The organism is Terrabacter lapilli (assembly GCF_039531305.1).
Lineage (GTDB): Bacteria > Actinomycetota > Actinomycetes > Actinomycetales > Dermatophilaceae > Terrabacter > Terrabacter lapilli.
Genome location: NZ_BAAAPU010000003.1, coordinates 948414 through 968384 on the forward strand (window position 1 = coordinate 948414; position 19971 = coordinate 968384).

At 72.3% G+C, this 19971-nt stretch carries 17 protein-coding genes; 9 read left to right on the forward strand and 8 right to left on the reverse strand.

The genetic code is table 11. From position 1 onward, the window contains the following. Positions 1 to 25: 25 nt before the first annotated feature. Positions 26 to 424 carry a YccF domain-containing protein gene (locus ABD241_RS05800; RefSeq protein ID WP_344059341.1) on the forward strand — a complete coding sequence of 133 codons (399 nt, stop codon included), beginning with the start codon at positions 26 to 28 and terminating at the stop codon, positions 422 to 424. A gap of 20 nt (positions 425 to 444) precedes the next feature. Here the strand turns inward: ABD241_RS05800 and ABD241_RS05805 are convergent, their stop codons facing one another. From ABD241_RS05805 to ABD241_RS05820, 4 genes are read right to left on the reverse strand one after another with little or no spacing between them, the layout of a single operon-like run. Then, complete coding sequence (locus ABD241_RS05805; RefSeq protein ID WP_344059343.1) at positions 445 to 1137, reverse strand: response regulator transcription factor; 693 nt, start codon at positions 1135 to 1137, stop codon at positions 445 to 447. Continuing rightward, the gene (locus ABD241_RS05810; RefSeq protein WP_344059345.1) at positions 1134 to 2393 is read right to left on the reverse strand and encodes a sensor histidine kinase; all 1260 of its coding nucleotides are present in this window, start codon (positions 2391 to 2393) and stop codon (positions 1134 to 1136) included. Before ABD241_RS05810 ends, ABD241_RS05805 begins: the two co-directional genes overlap by 4 nt. Before the next feature lie 7 nt (positions 2394 to 2400). After that, positions 2401 to 3123: a CPBP family intramembrane glutamic endopeptidase gene (locus ABD241_RS05815; RefSeq protein WP_344059347.1), complete on the reverse strand. Its 723-nt coding sequence runs from the start codon at positions 3121 to 3123 to the stop codon at positions 2401 to 2403. After that, positions 3120 to 3644, reverse strand: coding sequence for a hypothetical protein (locus ABD241_RS05820; RefSeq protein ID WP_344059349.1), 525 nt, complete (start codon positions 3642 to 3644; stop codon positions 3120 to 3122). The genes ABD241_RS05815 and ABD241_RS05820 overlap by 4 nt, the downstream gene beginning before the upstream one ends. Positions 3645 to 3865: 221 nt before the next feature. Here ABD241_RS05820 and ABD241_RS05825 point away from each other — a divergent pair, with 221 nt between their 5' ends. Then, a complete protein-coding gene (locus tag ABD241_RS05825) occupies positions 3866 to 5524 on the forward strand; it encodes an APC family permease (RefSeq protein ID WP_344059351.1) in 1659 nt (552 codons plus the stop codon). 333 nt (positions 5525 to 5857) lie between these two features. Next, on the forward strand, positions 5858 to 6466 hold the full coding sequence (locus ABD241_RS05830; protein ID WP_344059353.1) for an HAD family hydrolase: 609 nt from the start codon (positions 5858 to 5860) through the stop codon (positions 6464 to 6466). A 7-nt stretch (positions 6467 to 6473) separates the two neighbouring features. Here the strand turns inward: ABD241_RS05830 and ABD241_RS05835 are convergent, their stop codons facing one another. The 3 genes from ABD241_RS05835 to ABD241_RS05845 are packed head-to-tail and all read right to left on the reverse strand — an operon-like array spanning position 6474 to position 10962. Next, a complete protein-coding gene (locus ABD241_RS05835) occupies positions 6474 to 7730 on the reverse strand; it encodes a ferredoxin family protein (protein ID WP_344059355.1) in 1257 nt (418 codons plus the stop codon). Further along, the gene (locus ABD241_RS05840; protein ID WP_344059357.1) at positions 7727 to 10285 is read right to left on the reverse strand and encodes a DNA gyrase/topoisomerase IV subunit A; all 2559 of its coding nucleotides are present in this window, start codon (positions 10283 to 10285) and stop codon (positions 7727 to 7729) included. The genes ABD241_RS05835 and ABD241_RS05840 overlap by 4 nt, the downstream gene beginning before the upstream one ends. A 56-nt stretch (positions 10286 to 10341) precedes the next feature. Next, entirely contained in the window at positions 10342 to 10962 is a 621-nt protein-coding gene (locus ABD241_RS05845) for a nitroreductase family protein (protein ID WP_344059358.1), read from the reverse strand. Positions 10963 to 11017: 55 nt separating this feature from the next. On the opposite strand from ABD241_RS05845, the gene ABD241_RS05850 reads away from it, so the two are divergent. The 4 genes from ABD241_RS05850 to ABD241_RS05865 all read left to right on the forward strand — a co-directional run bounded on the left by ABD241_RS05850 (position 11018) and on the right by ABD241_RS05865 (position 16254). Then, positions 11018 to 13717, forward strand: a complete 2700-nt coding sequence (locus tag ABD241_RS05850) for a bifunctional acetate--CoA ligase family protein/GNAT family N-acetyltransferase (RefSeq protein WP_344059360.1) — start codon at positions 11018 to 11020, stop codon at positions 13715 to 13717. Between the two features lie 68 nt (positions 13718 to 13785). Then, positions 13786 to 14385, forward strand: a complete 600-nt coding sequence (locus tag ABD241_RS05855) for a DUF5998 family protein (protein WP_344059362.1) — start codon at positions 13786 to 13788, stop codon at positions 14383 to 14385. Between the two features lie 4 nt (positions 14386 to 14389). Further along, a complete protein-coding gene (locus tag ABD241_RS05860; protein ID WP_344059364.1) occupies positions 14390 to 15550 on the forward strand; it encodes an alkaline phosphatase family protein in 1161 nt (386 codons plus the stop codon). Positions 15551 to 15561: 11 nt separating this feature from the next. Continuing rightward, positions 15562 to 16254 carry a thymidine kinase gene (locus tag ABD241_RS05865; RefSeq protein ID WP_142186746.1) on the forward strand — a complete coding sequence of 231 codons (693 nt, stop codon included), beginning with the start codon at positions 15562 to 15564 and terminating at the stop codon, positions 16252 to 16254. Between the two features lie 40 nt (positions 16255 to 16294). On the opposite strand, the gene sepH is transcribed toward ABD241_RS05865, so the two are convergent. Then, positions 16295 to 17959 (reverse strand): septation protein SepH, encoded by a 1665-nt coding sequence (gene sepH, locus ABD241_RS05870; RefSeq protein WP_344059366.1) that lies wholly within the window; start codon positions 17957 to 17959, stop codon positions 16295 to 16297. A gap of 191 nt (positions 17960 to 18150) precedes the next feature. On the opposite strand from sepH, the gene ABD241_RS05875 reads away from it, so the two are divergent. Together ABD241_RS05875 and ABD241_RS05880 are read left to right on the forward strand one after the other, a co-directional pair. Next, the gene (locus tag ABD241_RS05875) at positions 18151 to 18786 is read left to right on the forward strand and encodes a trimeric intracellular cation channel family protein (RefSeq protein WP_344059368.1); all 636 of its coding nucleotides are present in this window, start codon (positions 18151 to 18153) and stop codon (positions 18784 to 18786) included. Between the two features lie 55 nt (positions 18787 to 18841). Further along, positions 18842 to 19966, forward strand: coding sequence for a ferrochelatase (locus ABD241_RS05880; RefSeq protein WP_344059370.1), 1125 nt, complete (start codon positions 18842 to 18844; stop codon positions 19964 to 19966). The last annotated feature ends 5 nt before the right edge of the window (positions 19967 to 19971 follow it).

The window sequence follows — 19971 nt, forward strand, 5'->3', positions numbered from 1 at the left end:
GCGCGACGAGTGGGAGGATGAGGGCATGCGCACGCTGCTCAATCTCGTCTGGGTCGTGCTGGCGGGGTTCTGGCTGTTCCTGGGCTACGTCGCCGCGGGCGTCCTGCTCTGCATCCCGATCATCACGATCCCGTGGGCGGTGGCCTCCTTCCGCATCGGCGTCTACGCGCTGTGGCCGTTCGGCCGCACCGTCGTCGACAAGGGCACGGCGGGTGTCGGCTCCCTCCTGGGCAACGTCATCTGGGTCCTGCTCGCCGGCATCTGGCTGGCGATCGCGCACGTCGTCACCGGCATCGCGCTCTGCATCACGGTCATCGGCATCCCGTTCGGCATCGCCAACTTCAAGCTGATCCCCGTCTCGCTCATGCCGCTGGGCAAGCAGATCGTGCGGGTCGGCGCCACGCGCCGGCCGCTCATCGGCTGAGGACCGCGCTCGTTCGCCGTTCAGCCTCGCCCGTGGCGAAGGGCCTGCGCGACGAGCTGGGCGCGGTCGCGTACGCCGGTCTTGGCGAAGATGTGGTTGATGTGTGTCTTGACGGTCGCGGTCGAGACGAAGAGCCGCTCGGCGACCTCGCTGTTGGACAGTCCCTCGGCGACGAGCCCGACGATGTCCCTCTCGCGTTGGGTCAGACCCTCGAGGACGTCGTCGGACAGGTCACCGACCGGCGGTGTCGAGGGTCGCTCGGGGACACCGGCGTGCGCTCCGGAGCGAAGTGCGTCGAGCAGGCGCAGCTGCACGTCGGGAGCCAGGGCCGCTTTCCCGCCCGCGGCGGCCAGCACCGCCGCCTCGATCTCCGAACAGCCCGCGTCCTTGGTGAGGAAACCGCGTGCCCCCGCCCGCAGTGCTGCAAGGAGCCGCTCGTCGTCGGAGTAGGTCGTGAGGACCACGACAGGCAGGTCCGGGTGGCGGTCGGCCAGGACGCGCGTCGCCTCGATGCCGTCCAGGCGCGGCATGTCGAGGTCCATGAGCACGACGTCAGGCGCGTCCTGCTCGACCAGGTCGAGCGCCGCGTAGCCGTCTCCTGCGGAGCCGACGACAGCCAGGCTGTCGAGCAGGCCGAGGAGCGTCGTGAGGCCCTCGCGGACGATGCGCTGGTCGTCGACGACGAGGACCCGGACCGGAGCGGTGGCGGTCATGATGCCGCCCCGTCGGCACGGTCGGCACCGTGGGCTCGGTCGGCACCGTGGGCACGGTCGGCACCGGCCGCAGTGTCGGTGCAGGGGAGCGTCAGGTGCAGCACGAACCCGTCAGCCGTCGGGTGGGCGTCGAGCCGGCCGCCGGCGAGCTCGGCTCGTTCGCGCAGGCCGGTGAGGCCGTAGCCACTCCCGGGTACCCCCACGGGAGCTGGCTCTGCGGTGCTCCGCCGGTCGGTGACGGTGAGCTCGACCTCGTGCTCGCCCCAGTCGATGCGGACGCTGCTGCGGGCTCCGGCACCGGCGTGCTTGGCGGTGTTGGTGAGTGCCTCCTGGACGGCGCGGTAGAGGGTGAGCCCGGCCTCGGCTGCCAGGTCGCGTGGTGTCCCGGTCGTCGTCAGGTCGATGTCCAGGCCGTGGGTCCGCGAGGCCTCGCTGACGAGCTCGGCGATGCGCCGCGTGCCGGGGAGCTCCTGGCCACGCAAGGCGTGGATCGCCTGCCGCGTCTCGACCAGCCCGGCGCGCGCCAGCTGGTGGGCACGGTCGATCTGGACGCGTACGCGTTCGTCGGCGCCGGTGCGCTGCGCGAGCAGCGACGCGGCCTCGAGGGACATCACCTGCCCGGACAGGGAGTGCGCGAGGATGTCGTGGATCTCGCGGGCGAGCCGGGCACGCTCGGCGAGGGCGGCCGTCTCGGCCTGCGCAGCCCTCGACTCCTCGAGCGCGGCCACCAGCGCGGCGGATCGAGCGTGCGCCTGCCGGGCGCTGCGCGTGGCGGCGGCAACCGAGCCGGCGAAGGCGACGCCCAGCAGGTCGGCGGCGAGGGACGAGGCCGTGTGGCCGCCGCCGCGGGCGACGATCGCGATCGCCATGGCGGCGACGACGGTGCCGATCGTGATGACGGCGATGCGGGTGGGCAGTCGCAACCCGATCGCAGCGGCGGCGAAGTAGGCGAAGAGGAAGCCGGCCGAGTCGGCCGCGACGGCGTTGAGGGCGGCACCGGCGAGCCCGACGAGGACCAGCAGGGCGGCCTCGAAGCGGATGTCCCGTGGCGTGGCGAGCAGCTCCACGAGCCACAGTGCAGCCGCCGCGAGCAGGAGCGCGGTGGCAGTGGAACCCGGCAGGTCCTGCACGGTGGCGCCCACCGTCGCAGCTGCCGCGACGACTCCCAGGGCGCGTACTCCACGGCGCCAGCGCCGGTCGTCGATGGAGGTGGCGACCGGCGCCGGAGCGCCTCTGCCGGGCATCGCTGTGCTCATCGTGAGGTCACCCTACGGCCAGCTCCCCGTGCCGGTCCCGGTCATGTAGAACACGTCGGTCGCGTGCCAGCAGCACGAGGCCGAAGGTCAGCAGGACGACGTCCTCGGCGACGAGCACGGGGATCTTGGGCAGCGCACCGACGGCGGCCGCGAGATCCGTGACCGCGTGCAGGACCATGAGCGGGACGATGCTGCCGATGCGGTTGCGCACGGCGCCGTAGGCGACACCGAAGCAGAACGCTCCCCAGCACTGGGCCAGGACGATCACGACACCGTCGCGGAAGAAGACGTTCGCCAGGTGCGAGGCCCCGAAGAGGGCAGCGGTGAGGAGCACGCTGCGGACGGGCCCGAGCGGGCGGAGCTCGTGCTGCACGATGCCGCGCCACAGCAGCTCCTCGGTGAACCCGGTGAGGGCGTAGCCGACGAGCAGGACGAGGATGCCGTCCGCCGGAGTCCGGATGCCCCCGACCAGCGGGCTCAGGGCGACGACGGTCAGGAAGGCCAGCACGCCGCGGTGGGAGCGCAGTGCCGGGCGCGTCATCCCGACCTGCTCCCAGCTCCACCACCGGGCCCGCGCGATCAGGACCGCCGCGAAGAGCACCTCGGTCACCAGCAGCGCCCGCATCGTCGCCCCGACGTCCGGCAGGAGGACCAGGGTGAGGACGCCCCCGGCGGCAACGAGGGTCAGGACCGCGACCCAGAGCGCAAGGGCTCGGCGCAGCGGCGTCATGCCGCCACCGCCACGGGCGCCTGGGAGGCGTTCCGCCGGACGCGGGCGGCCCGGACCCAGGTGACGGCGACCCGGGCGACCACCATGGCGAGCGCCATGAGGATGAAGGCGGCGGTCCAGGCGTCGGCACCGGTGATGCGGTTCTCTACGGAGAACCGTCGGATCCACGCGGTGAACCAGTGGTCCGCTCCGTAGGCGAACAGGATGCGGCCCACGATGACGACGATCCACAGGAGGGCGTACGCGACGCCGGCCGTCATGACGACCGTTCCCGAACGCTCCCGGACCGTCACCAGCAGGCCCGCGAGGACGCCGAGCAGCAGACCGGCCACGAGGCCGACGACCTCGAGGCGGCCGTCGTTGCCGAGCGTGGGCACGTCCCGCAGGAACACGGCCGCGGCGACGACGACGAGCACGAGGGGCTGCACCAGCCGGCGGCGGGTCACCGGACGCGTGCCGAGGTTGCTGGCGAGGATGAACACGAGGAGCCCGAGATTGAGGGCGTACTGGGCGAGCGACATACCTTCCTCTCCGCGCCGCCGGGGTGACGAGCGCTGAGAAGGACGGTAGGGATCGGGGCAGTGGCGCCGCGTCGACCGACGGGTTGATCCGCGGATCTCCACCCAGGGGTGGAGCAGCAGTGCCCGTGGGGGCTTTGGTTGGGTTCGTCCGGGTCCGGGTAGGTGGGTCGCTGGCATCGTTGCACCGGCGCAACGACCTGACCCACGACGAGAGGCAGCCGATGGCCACGGTCGAGACCAAACCGCAGCAGCAGGAGACACCGGTCCTGAAGAGACACGTCGGAGTCGTCGGGCTGCTCTTCGCCAGCGTCGGCTCGATCATCGGCTCGGGCTGGCTCTTCGGCGCTCTCAACGCCTCGCAGGAGGCCGGGCCGGCGGCGATCATCTCGTGGGTGTTCGGGGCGGTCCTCATCCTGCTCATCGCGCTCTGCTACGCCGAGCTCGGCACGATGTTCCCGCTGTCGGGGGGCGTGGTCCGCTTCCCGCACATGGCGTTCGGCAACTTCGCCAGCTTCACGAGTGGCTGGATCACCTATGTCGCGGTGGGCACCACGGCTCCCATCGAGGTCGAGGCGGCCCTGCAGTACGGCACGCAGTACGCCGACTTCACCACGAAGCACATGATCGACGGCGAGCCGGTCTACACGCTGACGCCGCTCGGGTATGCGGCCGCGGTCGTGCTCATGGCCGTCTTCGTCGTCATCAACTACTACGGCGTCCGCTGGTTCGCGCGCATCAACAACGCGCTCGTCTCGTGGAAGCTGTTCATCATCGTGCTCGTCATCGTCGCGTTCTTCCTCTCGGCGTTCCACGGCGAGAACTTCACGAGCCACGGGTTCACCCCGTCCGGCTGGCACGGGGTCTTCACCGCGATCGCGACGAGCGGAATCGTCTTCTCCTACCTCGGTTTCCGGCAGGGCATCGAGCTGGCCGGCGAGACCGACAACCCCAGGCGCAACGTGCCCCTGGCGGTCATCGGGTCGGTCCTCATCACGGCCGTGATCTACATCCTGCTGCAGGTCGCGTTCATCGGCGCACTGCAGCCCTCGACGCTCACGTCCTCGGGCGGCTGGGCGAAGCTGGCGTTCGAGAACGACTTCGGGCCGCTCGCTGCGCTCGCGACCCTTCTCGGCATGGGCTGGCTGGCGGTGCTGCTCTACATCGACGCCATCGTCTCTCCCGGCGACACCGGCCTGATCTACACCACCGTCACCTCGCGCATCTCCTTCGCGATGGCCCGCAACGGCAACGCGCCCAAGGCGCTGGGACGCACGAGCGAGCGCGGTGCCCCGGTGATCGGCCTTGTCCTGGCCTTCGTCATCGGGCTCATCGCGTTCCTGCCGTTCCCGAGCTGGCAGCAGCTCGTCGGCTTCATCACCTCGGCCACCGTGCTGTCCTTCGCGTCCGGTCCGCTCGTGCTCGCTGCACTGCGCAAGCAGGTGCCTGACGCCGAGCGTCCCTTCCGACTGCCCGGTGGCCACGCGGTGCCGTTCCTCGCGTTCTGGGGCTCGAACCTCATCGTCTACTGGTCCGGTTGGCAGACCGACTGGAAGCTGATGGTCGCGGTGCTCATCGGCTTCGTCCTCCTCGGAGTCTTCTCGGCCACGGGCGTGCTCCGTGGGCAGTCGCTCGACCTTCGCGCCGGCTTCTGGGTGCTGCCCTGGCTCGGAGCCCTGACGCTCGTGTCGTGGCTCGGTGACTACGACGGAGGCCTCGGGGTCATCGGGTTCGGCACGGCCATCCCGGTGCTCTTCGTCGTGTCGCTGGCGATCTACGTCATGGCGTACCGGATGCGCCTGCCGGACGACCGGGCGCAGGCCTACATCGACGAGACGACCCGAGAGGCGGCCGTCGAGGAGCACCAGCTCCAGGACCGGTAGTCGTTCCGGGCGAAGGGCGTCGGCGTCCGCGACACTGTCAGCGGCGGGCCCCCGAAACCCGGTGGCAGGCGCCGCCGCCGCTCGCGAGGACGGGGCAGCCACCCGGGACGGCTGGCGCCGATGCCCCTCGCGGGTGCGAAGAGTGATGAGCCCCATGCGGGACTACCCGCTGCTCGGCGGACGAGTGAGCACACCGAGGCTGCAGCTGCGTGCCGCTACAGATGACCTGCTCGACGAGCCCCTCCAGCGGTAGGGAGCAGTACGGTCGACCCCATGGCGGCTCGGCGTCGGAACGGCTCGCGGAGCCGTCGTCGCAGTCGTGAGGAGGTCGGTGTGAAGTCGCTGGTGTTCGACCTCGGCGGCGTCGTCGTGGTGTGGGATCCCGTGGCGCCCATCGCGGCAGCCGTCGGCCCGGAGCGCGCAGAGCATTTCGTGCACGGTGGGGAGTTCGACTTCGCCGCGTGGAACCGCGCCCAGGACGCGGGACGCTCGTGGGACGACGCCGAGGCCGCGGCCATCGAGGCCCATCCCCACCTCGCCGCGGAGATCTCGGCCTACCGGCGCAACTTCCCGCTCGCGCTGCCAGAGCTGGTCCCGGGCACGTCGGAGATCCTGGGCGCGCTGCGCTCGCGCGGGCACCGACTGGTCGCCCTCACCAACTGGTCGGCCGAGACCTTCCCCCACGCGCCGCAGCGCTTCCCCGAGGTGTTCGCCCTCTTCGACGACGTCATCGTCTCCGGGGTGGAAGGCGTCGCCAAGCCGGACCCGGCGATCTTCCTGGTGCTGGGCCGCCGACTGGGGCACCCGCTCGACGGCGTGCTGTTCGTCGACGACTCCCTGCCCAACGTCGACGCGGCCCGCGCGGCCGGCATGGATGCGGTCCACTTCACCGGCGCCGCTGCGCTGTCGTGCGAGCTGCGGGAGCGTGCGCTGATCGACTGAGCGGGTGCTAGAACCAGGCCTCGAGGGTGGTCGCCCTGTGCTCGAGGACCTCGACCGGCTTCTTGCCGCACGACTCGGGGCGTGCGAGGCCGACGGGTTCTCGCGTCACCTTCACTCGCCACCGCCGGCCGTCCGTGTGGGTGACGATGACCTGCGACCCGCCGTCGACGGGCTCCGGCTCCGCGGCCCACAAGGCCCCGAGCCGGGTCTCACCGATCTCCACGCGGATGTGCGACTCGGCGCTCTGCGCGGCTCCGGGAACCGCCGACCGGCCGCGGTCGTGCGTCGGACCGAGCAGTTCGGCCGGGAGGTTCCCGGACTCGCTGGCCGCCAGGACCGACTCGCAGCTGCGGTCGTCGAGCCGCGCGAACGTCTGCCCCCACGGAAGGAGCACCGCGGTCGGCGCGAAACGATGTCCGCCGGTGTGCGACACCTCCCACGCACGACCGGGTGCGACCCGCGCGGCATGGGCGGCCAGAGGCCGCCCGCGCACGGCGCAGCAGACGTCGCGCCGTCCGTTGGTGCACACGAGCAGGGCCGGCTCGGCCGGCTCCGAGCCCAGCAGTGACGCCTGGACCAGCGCGCGGCTACCGCGAGCGAGCGCGCCCCAGTCGAGGCCGAGCAGCTCTCCCACGTCGGGGACGAGCGCGGTGAGGAGCCATGCGTCCTCTGGACGAGCCCCCGCGTAGGCGACGAGTACGCGCCGTGGACCGGGCTTCGCCGGGTGACCACCCGGGCGGCGGATCAGCATGAACCGGCCACCGGCCGCACTGACCCGGGCGTCGAGCTCGGCCCCGAGGTCGCGATCGAGGCTGGACTCACGCGCGGCGTCGCGGCCCCATGGGCCCGGCTGCTCGACGGCGATGAAGAAGAGCGCCGTCGCCGCGGTGCCGAAGGCGCTGGTGCCGTCGTTGTCCCACAGGACCGAGCAGGCGTCGGAGGACGGTGTGCCGTATCCCGTGGTCGCGGGGTGCGACGCGTGCTCCGGCTCCGACGCCGGCGCTTCGCCGGTGGCGGGGGCTTCGCCGGTGGCTGAGATCTCGCCCGTCGTCGGGGTCTCACCGGTCGCTGTGGTGGCGCCAGGCTCGGACGTCGTCGCGCCCAGCGCATCCTTCAGCGACCCGACCAGCTCGGAGGCCTTCGCCGACGCGACCTCGGCGGCCGCCGTGGCGACCCGCCGGACCGCGCCGGCGCCGGCGGGAGCGGAGCGCTCGTCGGGGCTCTCGCCGTTCGTGGGGGCGTTGCCCTCAGCCGCGCCGCTCACTCGCTGCCACCGTCGTCAGGGGTCGTGTCGTCCGGGGCCGCCTCATCGAGCGTCGCGTCGTCGGGCGCGGCCCCGTCCGTGGCCTCAGCCACCGCCGGAGCACCCTGTGGCGGTGGCCCGGCGACGTGGGCGATGACCGTGGTCGTGGGAAGCCCGGACCCGTCCCGCCGACCGTCCGCCGCCGGCAGCTCGATGGCGACGCCGTTGGCAGCCGCTGCGCGGGCCGGGGTGTTGCCGGCGAAGGCCAGCACCAAGGCGTCCTCGCCCTTGAGGAAGCGGTGGCAGCGCACACCCCCGGTGGCGCGCCCCTTGGCGGGGTACTCGGCATAGGGCGTCACCTTGAGCGAGCCGCCCTGCGTGCCGGGCAAGGCGCCCGACGAGCCGGCGGACGTGACGACCACGCCCTCGCGGGACGCGTCGACCACGCCGAAGAACGCGGCGCGGGCGCCGGCGGCCAGCTTGATGCCGGCCATGCCGCCCGCGCTGCGGCCCTGTGGCCGCACGGTGCCGGCCCGGAAACGCAGCAGCTGCGCGTCGCTCGTCACGAAGACGAGGTCGAGGTCGTCACGGTCGGCGACGCCGGCACCGACGACGCGGTCGCCGTCCTTGAGGCCGATGAGGCCCCAGTCGTTGCTCTTCGGCGCGTCGGGCGTCACCCGCTTGACCACGCCGCCGGCGGTGCCGAGCGCCACCACGGGCGCTTTCTCGCCGATCGGCACGATCGTGATGGGCTCCTCGCCCTTGCCGAGGTCGACGTATGCCGCGAGCGGGGCCCCGCCGGACAGCGTCGGTGCGCCGTTGGTCGGCGGCAGCGTGGGCAGGTCGAGCGCCGAGAGCCGGACCATGCGCCCGGCGGAGGTCACGAGCCCGAACTCGCCGCGGGCGCTCGTCAGGACGGCCCCGATCACGACGTCGTGCTTGGAGCGCGAGCCCTCCGCCGTCACCGGGTCGGCCGTGCCCGTGCGTGCGAGCAGCCCGGTGGAGGAGAGCAGCACCCAGCAGGGGTCGTCGGCGACCTCGAGCGGGGAGGTGGCCGACGCCGCAGCGCTCGCCCCCGAGCTTTCGAGCAGCACGGTGCGGCGCGGGGTGCCGTGCGCCTTGGCGACCTCGGCCAGCTCGGTCGAGACGAGCTTCATGAGCAGCTTCTCGTTCTCGAGCAGGGCGCGCAGCTCCTCGATGGCGCGCTCGAGCTCGCCCTTCTCGTTCTCCAGCTCGAGGCGGGAGAACTTCGTCAGCCGGCGCAGCTGCAGGTCGAGGATGTAGGTCGCCTGGACCTCGGTCAGGTCGAACACGTCCATGAGGCGCCCGCGCGCGGTGGCGGCGTCGTCGGAGGAGCGGATGACCTGGATGACCTCGTCGATGTCGAGGATCGCGATGAGCAGTCCCTCGACGAGGTGCAGCCGCTCCTCGCGCTTGGCGAGGCGGTGCGCGGTGCGGCGGCGCACGACGTCGGTGCGGAAGTCGACGTAGACCCGCAGCAGCTCCTTGAGCCCCATCGTGCGCGGCTGGCCCTCGACGAGCGCGACGTTGTTGATGCCGAAGTTCTCCTCCATCGGCGTCAGCTTGTAGAGCTGCTCGAGCACGGCGTCGGGGTTGAAGCCGTTCTTGACCTCGATGACGAGGCGCAGGCCGTGCTGACGGTCGGAGAGGTCCTTGAGGTCGGCGATGCCCTGCAGCTTCTTGCCCTGGACGAGGTCCTTGACCTTGTCGATGACCTTCTCGGGGCCGACGAGGTAGGGCAGCTCGGTGACGATGATGCCCTTGCGTCGGGGGGTGAGCGACTCGATCCGGGCCGTGGCCCGGGTGCGGAAGCTGCCGCGCCCCGTGAGGTAGGCATCGCGGATGCCCTCGAGCCCGACGATCTTGCCGCCGCACGGCAGATCGGGCCCGGGGACGAACTTCATGAGGTCCTCGAGCGAGCACGAGGGGTTGGCGATGAGGTGCCGGGCCGCACCGATCACCTCGACGAGGTTGTGGGGCGGCATGTTGGTGGCCATGCCGACGGCGATGCCGGACGCGCCGTTGACGAGCAGGTTGGGGTAGGCCGCCGGCAGCACGCCGGGCTGGAGCTGCGTGTCGTCGTAGTTCGGGACGAAGTCGACGGTGTCCTCGTCGAGCCCGCCCACCATGAGCAGCGCGGCGTCGGCCATCCGCGCCTCGGTGTAACGCGCGGCAGCGGGGCCGTCGTCGAGCGAGCCGAAGTTGCCGTGCCCGTCGATGAGCGGCAGGCGCAGGGTGAAGGGCTGGGCCATGCGTACGAGGGCGTCGTAGATCGCCTGGTCGCCGTGCGGGTGGTACTTGCCCATCACCTCTCCGACCACGCGCTGGCTCTTGACGTGCCCACGGTCGGGCCGCAGGCCCAGCTCGTTGGCGCCGTAGAGGATCCGCCGCTGCACGGGCTTCAGGCCATCGCGAGCGTCGGGCAGCGCCCGAGAGTAGATGACGCTGTAGGAGTACTCGAGGAAGGCGTTCTGCATCTCCTCCTCGACGTCGATGCCGACGATCTTCTCCTCGAAGTCCTCCGGGGGAGGCGGGGTGGTCTTTCCACGGGCCATGCCGGGTGGTGCTCCTTGCCGCTAGCGGGTCAACGCCCCATCATCCCGCAGGCCGGTCAGGCGTTCTCACCTGCCACGCCGAAACGGCCCCAGTGGGCCACCTCGCGACCGGTACGGCGGTGCCGGCGCAGGCTCGGGCTCCTGGGCCCGGGGACGGCATACCCGATGGACACGACCCCGACGATCGTGCGGCTGTCGGGGATGGCGAACGCCTCGTGGACGGCTACATGCCGCTCTGGCGGGACGCCGAAGAAGAGGCTGCCGAGGCCCTTGTCGGTCGCGGTCAGCAGGATCAGGAGCGAGGCCATCCCGGTGTCGACGTGCCAGTAGGGCACCGGCCAGCGCGCCTCGTCGCGGTCGGTCCAACCCTTGTCGGGCGCGGCGTAGCGGTCGAGGTAGGCGTCCTTGTGCGAGAGGCACAGGACCAGCACCGGGGCGGCACGTATGCCGTCCAGCCAGGGGTCGGGGGCAGCGCCCGGCTCCGTCGTCGCCGCCCAGAAGGCGTCCCGCTCGGCGGAAGTCGCGAGCACGAGGAAGTCCCAGCCCTGGCTGAAGCCGGCGCTGGGGGAGCGCACCGCGTTGTCGAGGCAGCGCTCGACCACCTCCTTCGGCACCGGCCTGTCGGGGTCGTAGCGGCGGACCATGCGACGGGCGCGGACGACGTCGGTGAACTCCATGCGACCACCCTCCCATCGGCGAGGGGCCCGGGCCGTGACGTGGCACCATGAGCGCATGGAGCGCGGCGAGCCCAGCGACGACAGCGGCGTCCTCGAGCGGGTCGCCGCGCGGTCGGCCGGGGCCCCGGTCGAGTGGGAGGCGGATGTCGTCCTGCGCGACGGCACCGTCGCGCACGTGCGGCCGATCACGCCCGACGACGCTGACGGCATACGCCAGTTCCACAGCCGGCAGTCGGCGGAGTCGATCTACCTGCGCTTCTTCGCGCCGCTGCGCGAGCTGAGCGAGCGCGACATCCACCGCTTCACCCACGTCGACCACCACGACCGGGTGGCCCTCGTCGCGACCCTCGACGGCGAGATCATCGGGATCGGGCGCTACGACCGCATCGACCCCACCTCGGCCGAGGTCGCCTTCAACATCTCGGACCACTACCAGGGCAAGGGCATCGGCTCGGTGATGCTCGAGCACCTGGCCGCCATCGCGCAGGAGCTGGGGATCAACCGCTTCGTCGCCGAGGTGCTGCCCCAGAACCGCAAGATGCTCGCGGTCTTCAAGGAGGCCGGCTACGAGGTCAAGCACCACATCGAGGACGGCGTCGTCGAGGTGTCCTTCGACATCTCGCCGACGGAGAAGAGCAAGGCGGTGCAGCTCTCGCGCGAGCACCGCGCCGAGTCGCTCAGCATGCGCACGATCCTCTTCCCCGAGCGGGTCGCCATCATCGGCGCCAGCCGACGGGAGGAGTCGATCGGCGCCCTGGTGATGCGCAACATCCTGGCCGCCGGCTACCAGGGCGAGCTCTACCCGATCCACCGGGAGGCCGAGCAGATCCAGGGCGTCAGGACCTACCCGAGCATCCACGACGTCCCGGCGCCCGTCGACCTGGCGATCATCGTCGTGCCGGCCGCGCAGGCCGTCGACGTCGTCAAGGACTGCGGCAAGGCCGGCGTCAAGGCGCTGCTCGTGATGTCGGCCGGCTTCGCCGAGGCGGGCGAGGAGGGCGTGCGCCTGCAGGAGAAGCTGCGCCGCCGGGTCCGCAGGGCCGGCATGCGGATCGTGGGGCCCAACAGCTTCGGCCTGGTCAACAGCGACCCCTCGGTGCGCCTCAACGCGACGCTGGCCTCGGTCATCCCAGGCCCGGGACGGCTCGGCCTCTTCGCCCAGAGTGGTGCGCTGGGGGTCGCGGTCCTGGCGTCGGCGGCCCGGCGCGGGCTGGGCATCTCCGTCTTCGCCTCGGCGGGCAACCGCGTCGACGTCTCGGGCAACGACCTCATGCAGTACTGGATCGACGACCAGGAGACCGACACCGTCGGGCTCTACCTCGAGTCGATGGGCAACCCCCGCAAGTTCTCGCGGATCGCCCGCCACCTCGCGTCGGTCAAGCCCGTCATCGTCGTCAGCTCCGGGGTGTCGAGCTTCGCGGCGCCACCCGGGCACCGCACGCGGGTGACCAACGTGCCGCCGCAGGCGTTCCGCGCACTGCTGCGCCAGGCGGGCGTCATCCGTGTCGAGAACGTCCACCAGCTCTTCGACGTCGCCCAGCTGACGCTCCACCAACCCCTGCCCAAGGGCGACCGGGTCGCGATCGTCGGCAACTCGGACGCACTCGGCGCGCTGAGCGCGAGCGCGTGCCTGAGCTGGGGCCTGAAGGTGACGCACGGCCCGGTCTCGCTGCCGCCGCAGGCGTCCGCCGAGGAGTTCGCCGCCGCCCTCGACGCGGCCTTCGCCGACCCGAACGTCGACAGCGTCGCCGCGGCCTTCATCCCGCCCCTCGTCACGCAGGACGAGGAGGTGCACGCGGCCGTGCGTGAGGTCGTCGCCAACCACGAAAAGCCTTGTGTCGCAACCTTCCTCGGGATGCGGGGTGTCGGGGACGGCCTCTCCTACGAGCAGGGCGGCGTGCGCCGGTCGGTGCCGGCCTACTCCATGCCCGAAGACGGCATCCGTGCCCTCAACGCGGTCACCAGGTACGCCCTGTGGCGCCAGCGTGACCGCGGCACCCAGGTGTCCCCGGTGGGCATCGACCGGCTCCGGGCGGAGTCCATCATCGAGGCCCTCCTCGCCGGCAGCCCCGAGGGGCGCGCGCTGACGCGCGAGGAGGCGCGCGAGCTGCTCGGGACCTACGGCATACGCGTGTGGCCGGCCGTCGAGGTCACCGGCGTGGACCAGGCGGTGGCAGCGGCCGAGGAGCTGACCTACCCCGTCATCCTCAAGTCGACCTCCCCGGTCGTACGCCACCAGCCGGGCCTCGTGGGCGTGCGCGGGGACCTCGTGGACGCCGAGGCGGTCCGGGACGCGCACGCGTCGCTCACCCAGCGCCTCGGTCCCCTCGGCGCCGACCGGTTCGTCGTCCAACGGATGGCGGTGCCCGGGGTGTCGTGCGTCATCCGCGCGAGCGAGGACCCGCTCTTCGGCCCGGTCGTCAGCTTCTCGGTGGCGGGACCACCGACCGAGCTGCTCGGCGACGTGGCCCACCGCATCCCGCCGCTGACCGACGTCGACGTCACCGACCTCATCGACGGCGTCAAGGCAGCGCCCCTGCTGAGCGGCCACCGCGGCTCGGCGCCCGTGCACCGCGCCGCGCTCGCCGACCTCATCGCGCGGCTGTCGGTCATGGCCGACAACCACCCGGAGCTCGCGTCCGTCGAGCTCAACCCCGTCAACGCCTGGACCGGCGGGGTGGACGTGCTCGGGGCCGACGTCGTGGTGCGGCCGGCGCTCGTGCGCAAGGACCCGGGCCGGCGCTCGATGACCTGAGCCGGCCAGAGCAGGCCGCTGTGGGTCGGCTGGCGGGCGCAGCCCGGGCTGAGTGCAAGGATGGTGGCATGCGACGCGCCACACCGGGCACCAGCCACACCCTTCCCGACGACCTCACCGAGGCGATCACCCGTGCCGGGTACTACCCCTCTCTCGTGTGCGACGTCGTGGAGTCGGCCGTCGCCGACGACGAGGTCGTCGCCCACCTGGTGCACCAGGAGACGACCTTCGACCACGAGACGGTGCGTCGTCACGTCACCGTCCTCGTCGTCACGCCGCTGCGCCTCGTCATCGCGCACGCCGACGACCACGCCGAGTCCGAGGACCGGATGATGGCCACCGCCACCACCGAGACGGTGCCGCTGGCGGCCGTCCGCGGCGTGATGCTCACCCACGTCGTGGCCCAGCCCGACTCGTTCTCGCCGGGCACGCACGGCCGTGACCTCACGCTCACCCTCGGCTGGGGCGCCGTGAGCCGCGTCGACATGATCCCGGCCCAGTGCGGAGATCCCGACTGCACCGTCGACCACGGCTTCGAGGGCACCATCGCCTCCGACGACATCTCGCTGCGCATCAGCTCCGCCGCCGACGGCGAGGACGCCGTCGGACGAGCCATGCACTTCGCCCGGGTGCTCTCGGCGAACATCGGCGGCGGCACGGCACACTGACGCCGTGACCACCGCCCCCCAGGACGGCGAGCTGCGCCCCACCGACTGGTCCGCCGGCACGCTCGCGTCCGTGCTGCCCTCGGTCGCCGACCGGCTCGGGGTGCAGCGGTATGCCGGCCGCGACGTCTTCGGGCTGCCCGCGGTGCCGCGCACGGTCGTCGTGCTCGTCGACGGGCTCGGCTACGACCTGCTGCGCCAGCGCAGCGGCCACGCGCCCTTCCTGCGCAGCCTGCTCGGCACGGCCAGCCGGGTCCCCTGCGGCTTCCCGACGACGACCGCCACGTCCATGGGGACCTTCGGCACGGGGCTCCCGCCGGGAGCGCACGGCCTGGTCGGCATGCAGGTGCTCGACCCGGCCACCGACCGGCTCCTAAACGAGCTGTCCTGGGAGGACGGCCCCGACGCGCGCGCCTGGCAGCCCAACGAGACGGTCTTCGAGGCCGCCGAGAACGCGGGCGTGTCGGTGACGATGGTCGGGCCGCACTACTTCGACGGCTCGGGGCTGACGACGGCAGCGCTGCGCGGGGGACGGTTCCGGGCGGGGCGCTCGCTCGACGACCGCGTCGACGCCGCCGTCGCGGCCGTGCGGGCCGCGCCGCGATCGCTCGTCTACCTCTACTGGGGCGACGTCGACAAGGTGGGTCACGTCCACGGCTGCCAGTCCTGGCAGTGGGGCGAGGAGGTCGAGGCCGTCGATGCCGCCCTGCGCCAGCTCGCCGCGCGGGTGCCCGACGACACGTCGATCGTCGTGACCGCGGACCACGGCATGACCGACGTCCCTTTCGAGGACCGGGTCGACCTGGTGGCCGAGCCGGCCCTGATGGCCGGAGTGCGCCACCTCGGCGGCGAGCCGCGCAACCTGCAGCTCTACACCGAGCCGGGGGCCGCGGATGAGGTCGCGTCGGCGTGGGCATCGCGTCTCGGTGACCGCATCCGGCTGCTGACCCGTGAGCAGGTGGTCGACGAGGGGTGGATCGGCCCGGTGCGCCCCGGAGTGGAGGCCCGCGTCGGCGACCTCGTCGTCATCACCCGCGGCTCCTTCGCCGTCGTCCACTCGGAGCTCATGCGCCCGCAGCTGGTGGCCCTGCTCGGCCTGCACGGCTCCACGAGCGACGCGGAACTCGCCGTGCCGGTGGTCGTGGTGCCACCGCGCCGGGACGCCTAGGGTGGTCCCTCGTGGCTGAGCTCGTCTTCTTCTCCGGGACCATGGACTGCGGCAAGTCGACCCTGGCCCTCCAGATGAACCACAACCACGGGGCCCGCGGTCGCGTCGGGCTCATCTTCACCAAGATGGACCGCGCCGGCACCAACGTCCTCAGCTCCCGGCTCGGCCTCTCGACCGGCGCGCTGGAGGTCCGGGACGACCTCGACTTCTGGGACGCCATCGTCGACCGGGCGACGGCCGGGACCCGCATCGACTACCTCATCTGCGACGAGGCCCAGTTCTACACCTGCGACCAGGTGGAGCAGCTGGCCCGCATCGTCGACGAGATGGACGTCGATGTCTTCGCCTTCGGCATCACCGCGGACTTCCGCACCGAGCTGTTCCCCGGCAGCAAGCGGCTCATCGAGCTCGCCGACCGGGTCCAGGTGCTCCAGGTCGAGGCCCTGTGCTGGTGCGGGCGCCGCGCGACCACCAACGCCCGTGTCATGGACGGCGTCATGGTCGTCGAGGGTGAGCAGGTCGTCGTCGGCGACACCAACCCCGGCAGCTCAGGGCTCGTGGAGTACGAGGTGCTGTGCCGCCGGCACTACATGCGCCGGATGACCTCGCACGCCGCGCGCGCCGCAGCCATCTCGCCGGAGGTGCTGCCGTTCGACCTCGACGTGTGCCCGGTGCCGCCGCTGCCCATCACCCAGGCCGACTGAGCGCGTCTCGAAGCCGACGCATTCCTTCGGCCGGTTGGGCTCAGTCGTTCTTGCGGCCGAACATGATGTCGTCCCAGCTCGGCACGCTGGGGCGTCCCGACTTGCGAGCCGGGGGAGCGGGTCGGGGAGTCGGTCGGGGAGTCGGTCGGGGCGCCGGCTTGGGAGCTGCGGCCGAGGGGCGCTGCTCGACCACGTCGTAGCCCTCACCATCGCCGTCGGCGTGGTCGCCTCGCCTGCCCTGGCTGCCCTCGTCGCGTCGACCTGGACTGCTGCCCTGGCCGTGCTCGTCGGGCAACCCCGACAGTGGCCGGGAGCCCTCGCGGCGACGGCCTGCCGGCCGCAGCGCCGGCCCGTCGTCGGTCGCCTGGTCGACTGCCTCGTCGGTCGCCTCGTCGGTCGCCTCGTCGGTCGCCTCGTCGGTCGCCTCGTCGGTCGCCTCGTCGGTCGCCTCGTCCGTCGCCTCGTTCGTCGCACCGACGGCGGCCTCGTCGATGGTGTCGTCGATCGCGGAGTCGTCGATCGCGGTGTCGGTCGGCTCGGTCCCGCCGGTCGCGCCCGAGGCCTCGACAGCCTCGACGGCGTCGGAGCCCTGCCCCTGGAGGGCGTCCTCGGCGGGCCTGCTGCGGGTGTCGTCGGCGATCTCGTCCGCGGCTTCGGGCATGGACTCGGTCGTGACCTCCGGCGTGGGCTCGGGTGTCGCCTTGCCGGACGAGGGTTTCGGCGCCTGGCGCACGGGCTGCGTGGGCTCGGTACGGCGAGCCTTTCGGCGGGCCGCCTCGGCACCGACGCGCGCCTCGACCGTGCCGGTCTTCGTGACCCCCGGGTCGTCCTCGGGGTGGGTGTGCGCCGGGGGCGGGAGCTGCTCGCGGTGGTCGCGTGCCAGCTCCTCAAGGGGCAGCGCCTCCTCGGGGGCCTCGTCGAGACCCGGGACCTCGGCGGACTTGGGGCGACGCCGACGACCGCGCTGGGAGCTGCGCTCCCGGATGGCCGCCATGAGGTCGACGGTCTCGCCCTGGCGCCGCCGGGTCGCGGAGGCAGCGACGCCACCCTCGGCCTCCACGTCGTAGACACGGCTCGGGCGGGTGGAGGCGCTCAGGTGCGGGGCCGGGATCGGGCCAGGAGCCTGTTGGTCCTCGTCCTCGCTGAGCCAGCGCGCCTCGTCGTCGACGGCCGAGACCGTGCGAGCCAGGGGGTCGAACTGCCAGAGGGCCTCACGCCGGCGACCGCCGGCGTTGAAGAGCAGGACGATCGTCCAGGCCCCCTTGTCGGTGCGTCGGGAGTCCCACTGCGCGCTGCCGGCGTCGATCTCACGGGCACGGAGCCGCTCGGTCACCCGAGCCTCGAGGGTGGGCGCGCCTCCGTGCGACCCACCGCGGGGGCGCAGCCGCACCTGGCGGGCGAGACCGGCGACGTGCTCGCGCTCGGCGAGGATCGGTCCTTCGTAGCGGTGGACCTTCTCCACCGACCAGCCGGCGCGCTCGGCCACGTCCTCGGCGGTCATGCCTGCCCGGATCATGGCCTGGACGTCCTTGGGGCGCAGACCTCCGTTGGTCTCGATCTGCAGCTGACCCAGCCGCGGACGGTCCCGTCGCGCCGCGGCGCGCAGCGCCTCGTCGAGTGGGAGGGAGTAGCGGTTGCCCTGGTCGTCGGCCAGCAGCAGGTGCAGTCCGTCCTCGTGGACGCCGACGAGCCTGAGGTGCTGCATGGGTGGGTCTCCCGGTAGCGAGTCTGCGGGCCTGCCGTGCTGGTGCGTGCGGTCCGGCACGGTTTCCTGGTGGTGCATGGCTCCTGTTGTGCCCGAACTCAGTTCGGGTGGGCGGGCCGTGCAGTCGAGCATGCCACCGGCATGGGCACGCACCAAAGCGACCACGCCGCAGAGGTAGCGTTTGCCCTGGCATGCCTACCTCCTTCGCGTCCGCGCAGCTCGCCCTCGACCTCGTCGGCGTGTTCGTCTTCGCGCTCTCGGGCGGCCTGGTCGCCGTCAAGAAGCGGTTCGACCTGTTCGGCGTGCTCGTCCTGGCCTGCGCAGCGGCCCTGGGCGGCGGCATCGTGCGCGACCTGCTGATCGGCGCCGTCCCACCCGTGGGCATCAGTGACTGGCGGCTGCTCACTGCGGCGGCGCTGGGCGGCCTCGTCACGTTCGTCTACCACCCGGGGGTCGAGAGGATCACCCGCTTCGTACGCGTGCTCGACGCCGCCGGGCTCGGAGCCTTCGCCGTCGCGGGCAGCCTCAAGGCCGTGACGACCCTCGGGGTCTCGCCGGTCGCCGCCGTCCTCGTCGGCATCATCACGGCGGTCGGCGGTGGCGTCGTGCGCGACCTGCTGGCCGGCCAGGTGCCCGAGGTCCTGCGCCGGGAGCTGTATGCCGTGCCGGCGATGCTCGGCGCCGTCCTCGTCGTCGTCGCGGCGCAGCTGGGCTCGCTGCAGGACTGGGTGCTGTGGACCGCGGCCGGTCTGGTCTTCGCCCTGCGCATGCTCGCCGTCCGGCTCGACCTCAACGCCCCGACTCCCTTGCGCTCCAACGTGACCTGAGACCGGTCGCGAACCCCGTGCACGCCAGCCCCAGCCCATCCACCGAGGCGGAGACATGACACCTGAAGCAACCCCGACACCCGAGGCGTCGCAGCCGCCGCTCGCGCCCTACGACGCCGTCCTCCTGCTGGGCTTCGGCGGCCCGGAGGCTCCGGAGGAGGTCATGCCGTTCCTGCGCCGGGTGACCGCGGGCCGCGGAATCCCGGACGAGCGGCTCGAGGCGGTGGGCGAGCACTACCACCACTTCGGCGGCCGGAGCCCGATCAACGACCAGAACCGGGCGCTCATCGCCGCCCTGCGCTCCGAGCTCGACTCGCGCGGCATCGACACGCCGATCGTGTGGGGCAACCGCAACAGCGCCCCCTTCATCGACGACGCGCTGCGCGAGAGCCACGCCGCAGGCCACCGCCGGGTCGTCGCCCTGACGACGAGCGCCTACTCCTGCTACTCCTCCTGCCGTCAGTACCGCGAGAACCTCGCCGACGCCGTGGCCACGGTGGCCGAGGAGGGCATCGACCTGCAGATCGACAAGGTGTCGCAGTACGCCCGCCGGCCCGGCTTCGCCGAGGCCAACGCAGGCGTGCTCGTCCGCTCGCTCCGGGCCCTCGACGGCGCACCGGACTCGGAGATCGCCCTGCTCTTCGTGACCCACTCCATCCCCGACGCGATGGACGACACGTCGGGTCCCGGCGACGGCGACGGCAACCTCTACCGACGCCAGCACCTGGCGCTGGCCTCGCAGCTGACCCAGGAGGCCAACCGGGTCCTGGGCCGCGACCTCACCGGCGAGCTCGTCTTCTGCTCCCGCTCCGGGCCGCCCAGCCAGCCGTGGCTCGAGCCCGACGTGAACGACCGCATGCGCGAGCTCGCGGCCGACGGCATACGGACGGTCGTCACGGCACCGATCGGGTTCGTCAGCGACCACATGGAGGTCGTCTACGACCTCGACACGGAGGCGCAGGAGACCGCCGACGAGCTCGGCCTGACCCACGTGCGCGTGCCCACCGTCGGGACGGACGCCGTCTTCGTGCGCGACCTCGTCGACGCGCTGCTCGAGCGCGCCGCCGAGGCGCGGGGCGAGGCCGTGCCGCAGTTCGAGGGGCGCATGCCCTCCGTGTGCGGCCCGGGGTGCTGCCCGAACCTGCGCCAGGCGCGTCCGGCGCTGTGCGGCAGCGACTGAGGCGG